11 protein-coding genes are annotated in these 15,172 nt (G+C 65.6%); 3 read left to right on the top strand and 8 right to left on the bottom strand.

Annotated elements, in window-relative coordinates:
• Positions 1-45: 45 nt before the first annotated feature.
• The 6 genes from IFSED24_RS00775 to IFSED24_RS00750 form a co-directional block, all read right to left on the bottom strand.
• Entirely contained in the window at positions 46-1,227 is a 1,182-nt protein-coding gene (locus IFSED24_RS00775) for a glycosyltransferase family 4 protein (protein ID WP_491333320.1), read from the bottom strand.
• Between the two features lie 7 nt (positions 1,228-1,234).
• A complete protein-coding gene (locus IFSED24_RS00770; RefSeq protein ID WP_491333319.1) occupies positions 1,235-2,830 on the bottom strand; it encodes an AAA family ATPase in 1,596 nt (531 codons plus the stop codon).
• Between the two features lie 117 nt (positions 2,831-2,947).
• Entirely contained in the window at positions 2,948-4,477 is a 1,530-nt protein-coding gene (locus IFSED24_RS00765; protein ID WP_491333318.1) for an O-antigen ligase family protein, read from the bottom strand.
• Positions 4,477-5,892, bottom strand: coding sequence for a GumC family protein (locus tag IFSED24_RS00760; RefSeq protein WP_491333317.1), 1,416 nt, complete (start codon positions 5,890-5,892; stop codon positions 4,477-4,479). The genes IFSED24_RS00765 and IFSED24_RS00760 overlap by 1 nt, the downstream gene beginning before the upstream one ends.
• 13 nt (positions 5,893-5,905) lie before the next feature.
• Positions 5,906-6,703: a polysaccharide biosynthesis/export family protein gene (locus tag IFSED24_RS00755; RefSeq protein ID WP_491333316.1), complete on the bottom strand. Its 798-nt coding sequence runs from the start codon at positions 6,701-6,703 to the stop codon at positions 5,906-5,908.
• Between the two features lie 40 nt (positions 6,704-6,743).
• Positions 6,744-7,472, bottom strand: coding sequence for a P-loop NTPase family protein (locus tag IFSED24_RS00750; protein ID WP_491333315.1), 729 nt, complete (start codon positions 7,470-7,472; stop codon positions 6,744-6,746).
• 435 nt (positions 7,473-7,907) lie between these two features.
• Here IFSED24_RS00750 and IFSED24_RS00745 point away from each other — a divergent pair, with 435 nt between their 5' ends.
• A complete protein-coding gene (locus IFSED24_RS00745) occupies positions 7,908-9,080 on the top strand; it encodes a glycosyltransferase family 4 protein (RefSeq protein WP_491333314.1) in 1,173 nt (390 codons plus the stop codon).
• Here IFSED24_RS00745 and IFSED24_RS00740 read toward each other — a convergent pair.
• Both IFSED24_RS00740 and murJ read right to left on the bottom strand, forming a co-directional pair.
• Positions 9,077-10,303, bottom strand: coding sequence for a glycosyltransferase (locus IFSED24_RS00740; RefSeq protein ID WP_491333313.1), 1,227 nt, complete (start codon positions 10,301-10,303; stop codon positions 9,077-9,079). The genes IFSED24_RS00745 and IFSED24_RS00740 overlap by 4 nt on opposite strands.
• Positions 10,304-10,447: 144 nt before the next feature.
• The gene (gene murJ, locus IFSED24_RS00735; RefSeq protein WP_491333312.1) at positions 10,448-11,974 is read right to left on the bottom strand and encodes a murein biosynthesis integral membrane protein MurJ; all 1,527 of its coding nucleotides are present in this window, start codon (positions 11,972-11,974) and stop codon (positions 10,448-10,450) included.
• A 133-nt stretch (positions 11,975-12,107) separates the two neighbouring features.
• Here murJ and IFSED24_RS00730 point away from each other — a divergent pair, with 133 nt between their 5' ends.
• Positions 12,108-13,154, top strand: a complete 1,047-nt coding sequence (locus IFSED24_RS00730; RefSeq protein WP_491333311.1) for a hypothetical protein — start codon at positions 12,108-12,110, stop codon at positions 13,152-13,154.
• A gap of 353 nt (positions 13,155-13,507) precedes the next feature.
• Complete coding sequence (locus tag IFSED24_RS00725; protein WP_491333310.1) at positions 13,508-15,163, top strand: DNA topoisomerase VI subunit B; 1,656 nt, start codon at positions 13,508-13,510, stop codon at positions 15,161-15,163.
• The last annotated feature ends 9 nt before the right edge of the window (positions 15,164-15,172 follow it).

Genomic DNA, 15,172 nt, shown 5'->3' with positions numbered 1-15,172 from the left:
CGTGGCGATGACAGGAGCGTTGCGGACCATGATAGGGCCGCGTTCTCAACCCCGCCCGTGCGCCACTCGCCGGTAGAGATCGTCGAGGGTGTCGACCACGCGGTTGAACGCGTAGCGCTCGCGCACCAGTGCCTGGCCGGCGGCCCCGCAATCGCGCCGCAGGCCAGGATCGGCCAGCAGGCGGGCGACGGCCCCTGCCAGGGCGGCCGGCTGCCCGGCTTCGGCCAGCAGCCCCTCGCGCCCGTGAGTGATCACGTCGGTGGTGCCGGCGATGGCGTAGCCCGCCACCGGGCACCCTGCGGCCATGGCCTCGAGCAGGACCAGCGGCAGGCCCTCCCAGAGCGAGGAGAGCACGAAGCAATCGGCCGCCTGCATGAGCGCGCCTAGATCGTGACGCGGGCCGAGGAGTCGCACATGGTCGACGAGGTTGCGGCGGCGGATCTCGGCCGACAGCTCGGCCTGCAGTTCGCCCTCGCCGGCGATCACCGTGCAGGCCGCCACGCCCTGGTCGCGCAGGAGAGCCGCCACGGCGACCAGATCGCCGAAATTCTTCTGCGCCGTGAGGCGTCCCGCGCCCAGGACCAGCGGCACCTGATCGGGGACGCCCAGCTCGCGGCGCAGCTCGGCCCGGGCGGCAGGAGCCAGCACGGCCGGCTGATCCACCCCATTGGGTATCACCACGATGCGGTCGGCCAGGCGGTCCTCGAGTCCGAGATCAGCCACCAGCGAGTCGCGCACCGCCGCGCTCACCGCCACGGTGGCCTGGCAGCGCTTCAGGATCTGCCGATAAGCCTGGCGCCGCAGCGAACGGCGCACGGCGCCATCGGTCTCGCCGTAGTGGAACTCCTGGTTGTTGTGGATGGTGGCCACCACCGCCGTCCGACCCTTCAGGGCGGCCAGCAAGGCCCAGAAATTGGCCTCGGGCAGATGCGACTGGATCACGTCGATGCGGTCGCAGGCCAGCTGGGCCAGCAAGCGCCGGCGACCGGCGAGCACGCTGGCGGCGAACCGCCAGGGCCGACGCACCGACTCCCGCGTCACCGCGAGCTCGCGCAGGACGGTTCCCGGCGCCAGCCGATCGGACAGCTCTCCCCCGGCCTGCAAGGCGAACACGTACGACGGCGCACCCTGCGCGGCGCGGGCGTTGGCGATGCGCACCGCCAGGTTCTCGGCACCGCCAATGCTCAGGCGCTCGAGAAGCTGGACGACGCGCACCTCGGTGCTCACGACGAGCTCACTCTTGCAGCAGACGATGGAAGGAGATCAGCCCCGTGCTCTCGAGGCGTCCCGCCTCCGCCTCGGCCTCGTCGGCCACGACGTAGGGTCCGATCAAGACGCGGTGCCAGGGCTCGCCATCGGTCAGGACCACCCGCCGCAGATGCGAGGGTGTCCCTGCCTTCTCGAGAAGGCCCTGGTAACGGTCGGCCCGCAGGCTGTCGCGGAAGCTGGCCACGTGCAACCAGATGGGCGGCGGTACGGCGGCTGGCGCCGCGGTCGATTCCGTTTCCGGTTCGGTGATGGCTGGCTCGACCTCTTGGGACACGACCGGATCCACCTGGACCTCGGCCGGCGGCGGACTGGTGGGGGGAACCAGCGCCGTCTCCTGACCGCTGAGGCCCAGGTCGATCTGGTCCCGCAGCAGGAGCCAGGCGCCGGCGGCGCCGAGCAGGATGATGAACATCCAGATCCAGACCCAGCCGAACGATCGGCGCCGCGGCGTCTCGGCTGCGGGGGATCCGGTGGAACGAGGCCGTGCCGGGGCCGGCGCAGGACCGCCCTTGGACCGGGACTTCGACGCCCGGGAGGGCATGTCGGTCGCAGGCGTGGCGTGATCCAGCGGCGGCAGTTCGGGACCGGCAGGTTCCGGGGCCGGTGGCGGCGTGGGAGGCTCGACTGCCTTCACCTCGGGGGCCGGTATCGCCGGCGCCGGCACCTCGGGGATCGTGGCCCCGGGCGTCGGCTTCTCGATAGGGATCACCTCGGGCCCGCCCGGGTGCTTCTTGGGCAAGGCCGAACCATCGACCGGTGCCGGCGCCTCGGGCAGTCCCTCGGCGGCCACATGCTTGTCGTCGATCCGCCGGTCCTTGTCCACGAAGGCCGCGAGCAGGGCATGCCCCGCGAGGTGGTTGACCAGGCGCGGCACTCCGGCGCTCAGCTGGTGGATCTTCTCGATGGCCCGGGCCGTGAACAGCGGCTCGGGACAGCCGGCCACCCGGGTCCGGTGCGCGATGTACTCGCCGGTCTCCACCACCGTCATGGGCTCCAGCCGGTAGTGGATGCGGATCCGCTGCCGCAGCTGCGAAAGTTCGGGGCGATCGACGAGACGGTCGAGCGCGGGCTGGCCGGACAGCACGATCTGGAAGATCTGCGCGTCCGGCTGCCCGATGTTGGTCAAGAGGCGGATGCCCTCGAGAGTCTCGGGATCGAGGTTCTGGGCCTCGTCCACCACGAGCAGGATCTTGCGGCCCTCGGCCTTGATGGCCAGCGCGCGGTCCTTGAGCAGGCAGAGGAGGTCGGCGGTGTCGGCACCCTGAGGATAGGCGACGCCGAGTTCGTGCAGCACCAGCTTGAGGAATTCGGTGAAGCTGACCTGGGTGACGTTGATCAGGACCTGGTGGAAGAGCTTGGAGACCTTGGCCAGCAGGTTCTGCAGGGCCAGGGTCTTGCCGGTGCCGATGGCCCCCGAGATCAGGATGAAGTCCTCGCCCTGCTCGAGGCCATAGCCCAGATGGGCCATGGTCTCGGCGTGAGCCGCGGAGCGGTAGAGGAACTTGAGGTTCGGCCCCAGGGCGAAGGGGTCGGCGTGCATGCCAAAATGGTCCTGATACATGGTCACCTGCCAGGGAGCGGGAGCCGGTTGGGTGGTCCACAGGACCCCGCCCGCGATGATGCGTCATCGCAGTGGAAAACACAATCGCCTATACGGATCCCTCGCATCACCACTGGCCTACTCGTCCTGCTGTGCGTAATAGGGCGGCGTCCAGAGCGGATACTGTGGCGGCGGCGGCGGCAGTTCCGGCGGCCGGAAGCCGAAGAGCATTCCGATCAGGAAGTAGGGAATGACGTTGACCAGATCGAAGTACCGATAATCGATGGCCATGCCGCCCACCAGATAAGTGACGAAGATCCCGACGATGACCGCCAGTGCGTCCCGATTCAGGAATGCGGTGTCGGCGACCCGGTTCCAGAGGTACTTGATACGGAAGAACGTCATGGTGGCAGCCGCGCCGAGCAGCGCCATGCCCACGACCCCCTCTTCCGCCATGCGGCCCCAGAAGATGTCGTGGATCTCGACTCCCTTGCCTACCCGCCAGGATATGTAGCCATAGAATGGGATGTACTCTCCGCGATGATATTCCGGATAGATCAAATCCCAGTTGAAGTACCCGATGCCGAAGAGCGGATGGTCACGCCACATGCGGAAGGCCGCCGACATCGCAGCCAGGCGGTTCTCGAAGGTCAGCGAGTTCGCCACCCGGTCCTGCAGGAAGCTGCTGTTGATCGCCTGCAAGAGGCCCACCACCGCCGCCAGGGCGCAGAGAGCTCCGATGCCTATGGTGAGCTGTCGGAAGCGGGGCCGCAGGACGGCCAGAGTCAGGATCCCGGCTGCACCGGCGATCCAGGGCGCACGGGTGTAGGTGAACAGCAAGCCCAGGCCACTGGCGATGATGGCCAGCAGGATCAGGCTCCGCCCCATGACGTTCTTGACACGGTAAAAGAAGTAGTACTGCACCAGCATCAGCATGGCGATGATCTGGCCGAAGAGCGGCGGATGCAGGAACGGACCACGCGAACGGTCTTGCTGCCAGAAGCCCGAGACGCGGTGCAGGATCGCCTTGGGCCAGACCAGGAAATCCAGGCCGTACCTCTGCGCGATGCTCTGGACGCTGTAATAGACCATGATGACGAAGATGAAGGCGAAGAAGAGCTTCTGGTCCCGCTCGCGATACATGATGTGCTTGCCGATGAGAAAACCCAGGAAAGGGGACAGCGAGCTGAGGGTCCACTCGTGCGTATAGGCTCGGTATCCGATGAAGGTCACGTTCAACAAGATGTAGACCATGTGGGCCAGCATCACCAAGTCGATGACATACGGACCGCGCAGGTGGTCCTTGCCCATGATCAGGCGCAGAACGTAGAGAACCAGGATCCAGATGATGAGGATGCGCTCGAGCGAGACGTCCGGCAGCACCGGCATGTAGATCATGGCATAGGTGCGGAATCCGGACATCGAGAAGAACCAGACCGCGACCAGCAGCACGAGGCTGCGCCAGGACACATAATTCAGGACGATGCTGGTGAGGGTGAGCGCCAGCAGGGTCATCACCGAGAAAACACCCATGCGGCCGAGCAGGAACCAGGATCCTGCACCGAAGAGCACGGAGAAGATGATCGCCAGCACGACACTCAGGTTGGACCCGCCACCGCCCATGGTGGCGGGGACTGCCGAGAGCTGATGCCGCGAGGTCTCCTGCATCAGATGCGCGACTTACCCGTGGCGTCGGGCAGGCTGCCCAGAACCGGCACTTCGAGATACATCTCGGCCCGCCGCCGGTCGTAGATCCGGTGGTCATTGCCCTCGACGAAGAAGGCCACCACCAGGCCCATGGCCAGGGCCAGGATCACCGCGATCACGAGATAGAGGATCTTGCGACCGCGGCCGACGGGAATGTCGAGCTGCGGTTCTTCGAGGAGCAGGATATCGCTGATACGCATGTCGCTGTCAGCCGCCATGCGCACCTCGCCACGCTTGATCTGCAAGCTCGACAGAAGCTTGCGCATACCGCTCAGTCGGTCATCGACGGTCTCGATCTGCCCCCGGATCTCGGGATAGGTGGCCAGCTCATCGGTCTTGGCCTGATAAGCCTGACGCAGCGATCGCTCCATGCTCTGCGCCTGGGCCAGATCGATCTGCAGGCCCTCGATGAAGCGCCGGCGTTCCTTGAACAGTTCGCTCCGGATGGCCTCCAGCTGCTCGACCTCGCGCTGGATCCAGGTGGAATCCTCCTGGTACCGCTGGCGCAATTCCGTCAAGCGCGCTTGACGCTCGTCGAGTTCGCTCTTGAGCCGATAGAGACTGGAGGATTCGGAGTACGAGGTCGCCGGAATGAAATCCGGATCCAGCTCGATGGCCAGCTTGAGCTGATTGATCTTGGCCTCGATCCCTTCACGGCGCGACCGCGCATTGAAATACTGCGTCTCCAGGTCCCGGATCTGGGTGAAGCTGGTCCTCAGATCGACCTGCATCCCCACGAGCCCGGTCGAGTCGAGAATCGCGACCCGGATGGCCATCAGGCTGTCGATCTCGGCGATGGTCGTGTTGATCTGGTCGGTATAGTACTCGACCGCCGGCGAGTTCTGACGCGAGGAGATCTGGAAGTCGATGAACGCGCTCGACAGAGCCTTGGCGCCCAGCAGGCTGAATCCTGCGTTGGGGTGCGCGAAGCTCAGGCTCAACAGGTTGCTCTCGCCGACGTGGCTGCACTCCACACCATCGTGGATCACCTTCTTCATATCCTCGACAGTCTGGATCTCACCGAAGAGATCCGGGTCCCGCTGCTGGAACATGGGCAGCGAGTCCATGAGCGCCGTGGCGGCCAGTGCCGACACGGGCGCGCTCATGCCGATCTCCGCGGCCGAGCTGAGCACCACGTTCTGGTCGACCCGGGGTGTGTAGAAGGTGGGGTTGCTGGGCCCGGCCGTCTCGATGATCAGGGTGGTGCGGGCGCGGAAGAGCTGGGTGCTGCGCATGGTCCCGATGGCCGCCACCAGGATCACCGGCAAAGCCACCAGCAGGACGATCCAGCGACGGCGGATGAGGACCTCCAGCAGCGAGCGCATGTCCATGCGCTGCTCGTTGGTCCGCTGAATGGGATTTCTGACTTCGGTCATGACCGTTCGCTCCCTAGCGCCAGATATTGGTGACCTTGTTGATGTTGGCGATGGCGTAAACGTCCCAGAAGAGTTCGCCGACGTTCAGCATGGCCCTGAGCACCGTGTCCGAGAAGTAGTCGAGATCGCCGATGGCCGACCGCGGCACGTAGATGATGTCGTACGGCTGCAGATCCATGGCGGCGATGTCGGGAATGCCACGCACCTCGAGGTGCGAGAGGTCGATCTGCCGCAGCAGGAAGCCCTCGGGAGTCGCCCGCATGACCACCGTCTCCTGGGGCCGGGCGTGTTCATCGAATCCACCGGCCGAGGCGATGGCTTGCATCACGCCCATGCCGGCCGCCGGCAGGACGACCTCGCCTGGCCGCTGGACATTGCCGAAGACGTAGACCTGGAGATCGGCCAGGGACTCGACGATGACCGACAGATCCGGATACTGGTAATCGAGGGCGAAGGTCGAGGTGAGGGTGCTGTCCAGCTCGCTGATGGTCAGCCCCCTCGCCGGCACCGGATCGACACCGCCAGGCAAGGTCAAATGGCCGTCGGGCAGGACCAGCAGATTGCTCCGGTCGAGATCGTTCTCATACTTGAAATCCACGGCCAGACGATCACCGGGCCGCAGGCGATACTCGGCCCCCTGCGCGCTGGCCAGTTGCGCTTGTTCCTCGGGTGTGAAGGGCACCATCTCGGTGCGCACGGCCTGAGGTGCCCGCGTGCTGCACCCGGCGACCAGGACCAGCGAGAGCAGGCACAGGCAACACAGCGTGCGTGGCAGTGTGGACAGCTTGGTGAAGGTCAGGATTCCATTCATGTGGCAACCGTCCCGGCGACTTGTACGCAGACCTTGAACATTAGAGCTTCCTGTAGAGGAAGCTGGGAATCTGATAAGTACGCTTGTTCAGCACCGTGCCGACGATGCGTCCCCCTTGCGAACGCAGTTGCTCGAGACCGTGGCGGACGACCTCGTACTTGAGGCCACGCGTCTCGACCACGAAGACCGAACCCCCGACGTAGCGGGCCATGTGAGCGGTCTCCATGGCGTTGAGTACGGGCGGTGCGTCGATGATGGTGAAGAAGAACTTCCGGTTCAGCCGTTCGAGCATCCGTTCGTAGTTCCCACAGGTCAAGAGCTCCGTCAACTTGATGTCATCATCACCATGCCCGATCACCGCCAGGCTGGTTCCCGCCGAGAGTTCGTCGACGCGCTCGGGATTCTGCAACAGTGTGCGGTAGCTGGGCTCCTTGCCCAGGATACGCTGCTGGGGCGATTGGCTATTGGCATCGATCCAGGCCACCTTGCCTCCCAGCAGATAAGCCAGATGACGGGCCACGCTGTAGGAGACGAAGCTCACCCCTTCGCCGCTGGACGCGGCCGTGAACACCAGCGCCATCCCGTTGTCGGAGGTGCGGCGGCTGATCAACGAGCCGGTGATCTGATCGAGTTCGAGCAGCAGATCTTCGGGAGGAGGCGGGAAGAGCTGGCTCTGATCGATGGTCCCGAGCTGATAGTTGGTACGCTCGGGATCGCGCTCGTCGCGATCACCAGCCCCGTCTTTCATGGCGTCGAGGATTTTGCTCATCGAATCCAACCTGTCTCTCGAGCAGCGAACCCACATGACCACTGCACGCGGCCGGCGCTACTGCTCATTCCTGGGTGGTGAGCGGGGAGAATTAAAGGCGATCGAATGACCCTGCGATCACCCTTGGCCAGCGTTTCTCCCGACATCGAATTGAATCGGTTCAAAGCCTCATAACTTTAACAATGATTCAGATTCCGACCTCGGCGAGGAGTGCTGTACCTCTGGTTGCTGCTGGAGCTCTTATGAGCCAGGCCATTATACAACTCCGCGGCTGAAAGTGTCAACGGTGCGATCAGTAGCAACAGGCTATCACCCGAATCTTTGGGATGCTACAGGTTGAATATTCAGACCAGGTTGGCGCTGGTTGTGGTCATGACATTGTAGTATCGTGCCCCAGGTTGTCGCGTGCCCGATCCGGACTGGAGTCTGCACGACATGGACAAGATCAAGGTCTGCCAGGTCCTGAACGCCTATCAGGTCGGCGGCGCCGAGACCGTCGCCCTCAACCTCGCCAGCAACCTGCCCTCCGATCGTTTCACCTCGCTCGCGCTCGCGGTGATGGAGCCGAGCAATGCAGGATTGCCCGAGATGCGTCGTCGTTTCGTCGAGGCCGGTGTGCCCACCCACGGCCTGCACCACCGCACGTTCCGGAACCCCTGGACGCTCTGGAGCCTCGTGCGCTTCTTCCGCCGCGAACGGCCGGACGTGGTCCACGGTCACAACCGATTCTCCGACTTCTGGGCCTGCCGTGCAGCACACTGGGCCGGTGTCCCGGTGACGCTCCTGACCCGACATCTGGTCTATCAGGACCTCCTGCCCCGTCACGCCGATCGTTACCGCAAGCTCTCGAGACAGCTCGGGCGTGTGATCGCCGTCTCCGATGCGGTCCGCCAGCACTGCCTGACGACCGAGGGCATGGCCGGCGGGAAGGTTGACGTCATCGTCAACGGGATCGACACCGATTGCTTCCGTCCCCTCGCCAGCGAGGAACGCGCGGCCGTGCGGCGAGAACTTGGCCTCGCCGATCAGGCAGCCATGCTGCTGTTCGTCGGCCGCCTGACCACCCAGAAGGCGCCCGAAGCCTTCATCGACCTGGTGATCACACTGCGCCGCCGGGGCCTGAACCTGCACGGCTTCCTCTGCGGACAAGGCGAGAAGGCAGCCGAACTCGAGGCCCGGTGCACCCGGAACGAGGGGGTGTCGATGCTGGGTCTCCGCCAGGACGTCCCCGCCCTGCTCGGGGCCTGCGATCTATTCGTCTCGACCTCTCGCAACGAGGGCCTGCCCCTGAATTTCATGGAGGCCATGGCTGCTGGAGCAGCCTGTGTCGGACCGGACCTGCCGCAGGTCGTCCAACTCGTCCAGGGAGAGCCCGAACTGAATGCTGCGTTGTTCTCCCATCCGCCACGGACCGACCCGGTGCCCAGCAGCCAGATCGACAGCTGGGCGGACCTGGTCGCTGCATTCCTCGAGGACCCGCAGCGCCGGAAACGGTGCGGCAGCCTGGGGCGCCGGATCATCGAGAGCAGGTTCTCTCTCGACCGCATGATCCAGGCGCATGCCGACCTCTATACCGAGCTCGTCGCCCGATCCAGGGAATCGACCTAGCGGTCCGCGGGTTCCCGTTCCAGGATCCAGGCGAAGAAATCGCGCAGGCGTTCCGCCTCGCCGGCGATGTCGAACGATTCCTCGATGCGACGCCGACCGGCCAGAGATAGCGTCGCCACCAGATCCGCCGAGATGGCGAGCCGTCCCAGAGCCGCGGCAAGGGCCGCAGGATCTGCAGGGGGCACCAGCAGGCCGGCACGGCCATCATCCAGCAGTTCCGGTATGCCGGACACCGTGGTGGAGATGACCGGGCAACCGCAGGCCATGGCTTCCATCAGGGAAACCGGAATACCGTCCACGTCCCCATCGGCCGCCGTCACACATGGCAGTACGAAGACATCAGCCTCATCGAGCAGGTTCCGGATCTCCCGTTGCTGGAGTGCGCCGGTGATCGTCAATCCCGGCAACTGCAGATCCTCCTGCCGGCGCTTCAGGTGATCGATCAGCGGTCCGCCACCGACGAGATGACACGTCCATGGCCGCTCCAGTCGGGCCAGGGCCTCCAGAAGGTACTCGAATCCCTTCTTGGGGACCGCGCGGCCCACGGCAAGGATCTTCATGGGCGAGGACACAGCTAGCCGCTGCCGATACTGGAAATCGCTGAGTCGGACCCCGCAATGGATGACCCTGGCGTAGGCGAGGTCGGGCACGAGTTCTCGGTAGTGGCGCAGGTTGTACTCGGAGATGGCCACCACGCCAGCCGCCTGCCTCAGCTTGGTCTCCGTGGCCACCGGGAAGCGATACAGGTCCGCAGCGTGGGCCGTGAAGCTGAAAGGAATGCCGGTCAGCAACGATAGGAACATGGCGTAGGATGTGGGTGGATTGGCCAGATGGGCATGCATGAGGCCAGGGGATAGCTGCTCGACCCTGGGCACGGCGGTCGTCGAGACCAGAAGCTGCCCCAGGAGCTTGAACCGATTGCGCCAGCTCTCTCGCGGCGCGGAGAGGGCGATGCGCAGGGCGTGCAGGTAGCGCCCGGGCCGCGTGACCAGGAACCGTGCATTCTCGGCAACCAGCTGCCACCAGGACACCGGATAGATGTACTGGCAGCCACTCAGGTCGCATTCGGGGTGTTCGGCCATGGTAGTACTCTCTGGCCGCAGGGCCAGGAGCTGGACACGGACCCCCAGGTTGCGCAGAGCGGTGACTTCCCGGGCGATGAAGGTATGAGTCAGTGTGCCGAAACTCGTGGCGATGTACAGCACCGCGGGTGCCATGGACATTGTGTTCGCCCCATTTGCGGAGATGGATTCCTCAGTATTTCGCACAACAACTCCACCGGGTGCAAGAATAGTGCGCCCAAACGAGAAATCGAGACCGCGGACACGATTTCGCTGGCACCGGAAGCCAAAAAGGACCGATCAGGTTCATGACCGCCGCCGCCACACCAGCACCAGCACCCCATAGACCCCGAAGATCACTGCCGCCTTCACCAGCACGATCGCCCCCGCCCCCAGCATCCCGGCGGCGTCGATCCGGCCGAACCACCCCTCCACGGGCAACCACCAGTAGACCACCGCGGCCAGCAGTCCCATGACATAAGCCCGGCCGACCACGAAGAGGAACTCACCGGAGTACAGCCCCGAGCGCCGGTGATGCAGCAACCACAACGACAGCAGCAGATGCAGGTTGATGGCCACCGTGGAGGCCAGGGCCAGGCCCCGGACCTGCATCGGTCCCACCAGCAGCACGTTCAGGAGCGCGTTGGTCCCCAGGTACTGGACCGAGAGCCAGACCTTGTCGCGCAGCAACTGCAGCGAGTGGTAGATCCTGGCCACCAGGCCGTTGATGATCAGGGCCGGCAGTCCCAGCATGTACATGGTCATGGTGCCCGAGGTTCGCAGGGCGTCGGCGGCGTCGAAGGCGCCGCGCTGGAACAGGATGCGGACGATCTCGGGAGCAGCGAGCGCCACCACCAGCGCCGCCGGCACCACGAGGTTGGCCAGGCGGACCAGGTTGCCGCGGATGTACTCGCTGCAGCCGGCCAGGTCGCCGGTGGCGATGGCCTCGCTCATGCGCGGGTACATCACCGTCACCAGGCTGGTGGCGAAGAGCATGACACCGAAATTGGTGATGGTCAGGGCGTAGTGGATCGACGAGATGCTGCCGGGCTCGAGTCCAGTGGCGAACCACTTGTCCAGGAAGACATTCACCGTCAGCAGGACCTGGGAGATCAGGACCAGGCTGGCGAGGGCGCGGACCTGGGCCAGATCTCGCTGGCGCAGCACCGGCCGCAGCGGTCGCCAGGCACGGGTCAGCAGGGCTCTCCCCTGGATCAGCGGCCACTGCAGCAGCTGTGAGATCGCGAATCCCAGGGGCAGCGCCCAGATCCCCAGCTGCTCGTGCCACAGCAGGAGCGCTCCCAGCATGGCCAGCGAGTTGACCACCGGCATGGCCCCGGCCACCCGGAAATACTGGTGCAGCTGCAACAGCGAGATCCCGAGATTGTTGGCCACCAGGAGCAAGCCCGGCACCGCCATGATCAGGCACATGCGGGCGGTCAGGTCGCCGGTGGCCGATGGCAGGCTCGGTCCGACCAGGGCGACCACCGCGGGCGCCGTGCCCGCCAGGATCGCCAGCCAGGCCGCGCCAGCGCCGAGGAAGAGCCCGACCACGCCGTTCTGATACCGGGCGAAGGTGTCGGCGTCGAGGACCCGCTTGAGCTTGATCAGGTGCGGAGCCATGGAGGCCTTGAAGACGCGCGAGAACGTGCCGTCGCCGAAGGTGACCAGGAAGAACGCCAGGGCATAAGCGTCCAGGCTCTCGCCAGCGCCGAAATAGCGGGCGATGAGGACCTGGTTGAAGAGGCCGATGGGTTTGACCAGCAGGCCCAGGCCCATCAGGCCCAGGACCTCGCGGTCGAAGAGCAGGCGGCGCGGAATGAAGCGTTTCATGGCCGGCATCATGGGACAGCGTCGGGCCCCTGTCAACGCGCCCCTGGTGGTTGATGCCGCTGCGCCGACGCGTTACTATGATGGCAACACCCCCCTGGTCGACCGCAGCCGATTCCCGCCCTGGAGGCTCGTCTTGTCCACGCGCAACGCCTGCTGTGTCGCCGCCATCGCCCTCGCGCTGACCATCCTGCCGGCCCTGGCTGCGGCCCGGCCCGCTCTCTTCGCTCCGGACAAGCATCCCCACCCGCAGTCGCCGGACCTCCGCTACCGCGGGGTGACCGGCTTCTGCGACGATCCCGTCCTGATCCTCGAGGTGGCCCCCCTGTTCACCCTGGTGAACCAGGACTCCACCACTGGCGACAGCCAGGTGGACGCCTACGCGTGCCAGTCCTGGCCCGAGACCGGCCCCGAGGATGTCTACGAGCTGCACATCACCGCCGACTGCATCCTCGATGCCTGGCTCGATGGCGGCGGCGCGGACCATGACCTGATCCTGCTCTCGGCTTGCGACTCGGACAGCTGCCTCGTCCAGGCCAACACCGAGTTGAGCGCCGTGCTCGGCGGTTCGGCCGGCGAACCGACGACCTACTACCTGGTGGTCGACGGCTACGACGGCGCCGCCGGCGACTACACCCTCAACCTGGAAGCCAGGCACCAGGGCATCGCCCCGGAGATCTGCGAGGAGGATGGGCCCGGCGTGATCCTGCCCGCCTTCAGCCAGCTCTACGAGAGCCGGACCGAGACCCTCGCCAACGAGGGCGACCTCTTCGGCGCGACCAACTACGTGTCGATCTACGACTGCAGTCCCATCACGGTCCAGGGCGGCGAGGTCTGGTACGCCGTCAGCGTCAGCGCCGATTCCGCCGACGTCGATTATGCCCGCAGCCTCTCGCTCACCCTGGAAGCGGTCCCCGTGGCCACCACCCTCGACCTGGTCCTCTGGGTCTTCGCCGACTGCGGACCCGAGGCCCAGTGCCTGTTTTTCGTGGACGAGGCCAACGCCGGCGGGACCGAATCCCTCGACCTGCTCAACCTGCCTCTGGAGGACCAAACCCTGTACCTCGCCGTGGACAGCGTCCAGCCCGCCACCGAGTTCACGGGCGGTTTCTCCCTGGAGATCCTGGCCGTAGTGCCGGTGGAGCAGCGGACCCTCGGCGGTATCAAGAACCTCTTCCGCTGAGCGCCCCTGGACCGTGGATTTGCCCGCTGCAATCCTCCGAATCGGGCGACTTGCAAGGCATTGCGGACTGCACGACCCCGACCTCGGACCGCGGCCCAGAGTTTCGCGGAATCCTGAGCAACCCTGGTGCCCGCCACGGTTCGGGGCCCATGTCCTGCATGGTGTAGCCTGACGCCTCCCGGGCCCCATTGCCCGATGGAACCTGCCGTCCATCCTGGTTGTCCGGTCGCTCCCGGGAGGCGTCGCCACCCCCCTCAGGTTTCGCCCTTTGTTCTGTCGGACTTGATTCCGGCGCGTCCGCACCTATAATCGGGTGAGATCGCAAGGACGCTCCTCCCGGAAGGAACCCCGGCATGCCCCCGCGTACGCGCACCAACGGAACCGCCCAGTCGCTCGCCCAGAAGCAACGCGAGATCTCGATCAGCGAGTTCTTCACCAAGAACCGCCACCTGCTCGGCTTCGACTCCCCCGCCAAGGCCCTCCTGACCACCATCAAGGAAGCCGTGGACAACAGCCTCGACGCCTGCGAGGAAGCCGGCCACCTGCCGCGCCTCCTGGTGGAGATCAGGCCCGAGGAGGACAAGTTCAAGGGCCTGGACCTGCCCAGCCTGGCCGACACGCAGGGTAACGGCAAGAAGACGGCGGCCAAGAACGCCCCCGTCCGCGAGGAGCGCTATCGCCTGATCATCGAGGACAACGGACCGGGCATCGTGGCCGAGCAGGTCCCGCGCATCTTCGGCAAGCTGCTCTACGGATCCAAGTTCCACTCGCTGAAGCAGAGCCGCGGCCAGCAGGGCATCGGCATCTCGGCGGCCGGCATGTACGGCCAGCTGACCACTGGCAAGCCCGTGACGATCTACACGCGCACCGGCCCCGACAGCCCAGCCCGTCGCGTGCAGCTGCACCTGGACATGAAGAAGAACGAGCCGGTGGTCCTCTGCGACGACGAGACCGTCTGGGAGAAGGATCACGGCACGCGGGTGGAGATCATCCTGACCGGCAGCTACAAGCGCGGCCAGCATTCGGTGGACACCTATCTCGAGCAGACCGCCATCGCCAACCCGCACCTGCATCTGACCTATGTCAACCCCAAGGGCGAGAAGAGGGTCTACGCCAACGCCGCCGATGTGCTGCCCGCCGAGAGCCGCGAGATCAAGCCCCATCCCTACGGTGTGGAGCTGGGCCTGCTGGCGCGCATGCTCAAGGACACCAGCTGCCGCAATCTGAGCAGCTTCCTCAAGGACGAGTTCTGCCGGGTCGGCCCCAAGACCTGCGAACAGATCCTGACCGCGGCCGACCTGCCCATGCGCAAGAATCCCAAGCGGCTGGTGCAGGACGACATCCGCCACCTGCTGGACGCCATCGCCGCCACCCGGATCCCCGCTCCGCCCACCGACTGCCTCTCGCCCATCGGCGAGGAGCTGGTGATGGCCGGGCTCAAGAGCGGCGTGGAGGCCGACTTCTACACCAGCGTCACCCGCCCCGCCGCGGTGTACCGGGGCAACCCCTTCCAGGTGGAAGTGGGCCTGGCTTACGGCGGCCAGCTGCCCGGCGACGAACTGGCCAAGGTCATGCGCTTCGCCAACCGCGTCCCGTTGCTCTACCAGAACTCGGCCTGTGCCGTGACCAAGTCGGTTCTCACCAGCAACTGGCGCAGCTACGGCCTGCAGCAGAGCAAGGGCGCGCTGCCCTCGGGCCCGCTGGTGATCCTGGTGCACATCGCCTCGGTCTGGGTGCCCTTCACCAGCGAGAGCAAGGAAGCGGTGGCCCATTACCCGGAGATCATCAAGGAGTTCAAGCTGGCGCTGCAGGAAGCGGGCCGTCAGCTGCAGCGCTTCATCCGCCGGCGCCAGCGCGAGAAGGAAGCGCACCAGAAGCAGAGCTACATCCAGAAGTACATCCCCCACATCGGGGACGCCCTGCAGGAGATCCTGGCCCTCGACGACCCCGGCCGCGCCGACGTCATCGCCACCCTGACCGATACGCTCGAACGAAGCCGCAAGTTCTGACCACACGCA

Source organism: Candidatus Latescibacter sp. IFSED24, assembly GCF_058273205.1.
This window is presented reverse-complemented; position numbering and strand designations above follow the sequence as displayed.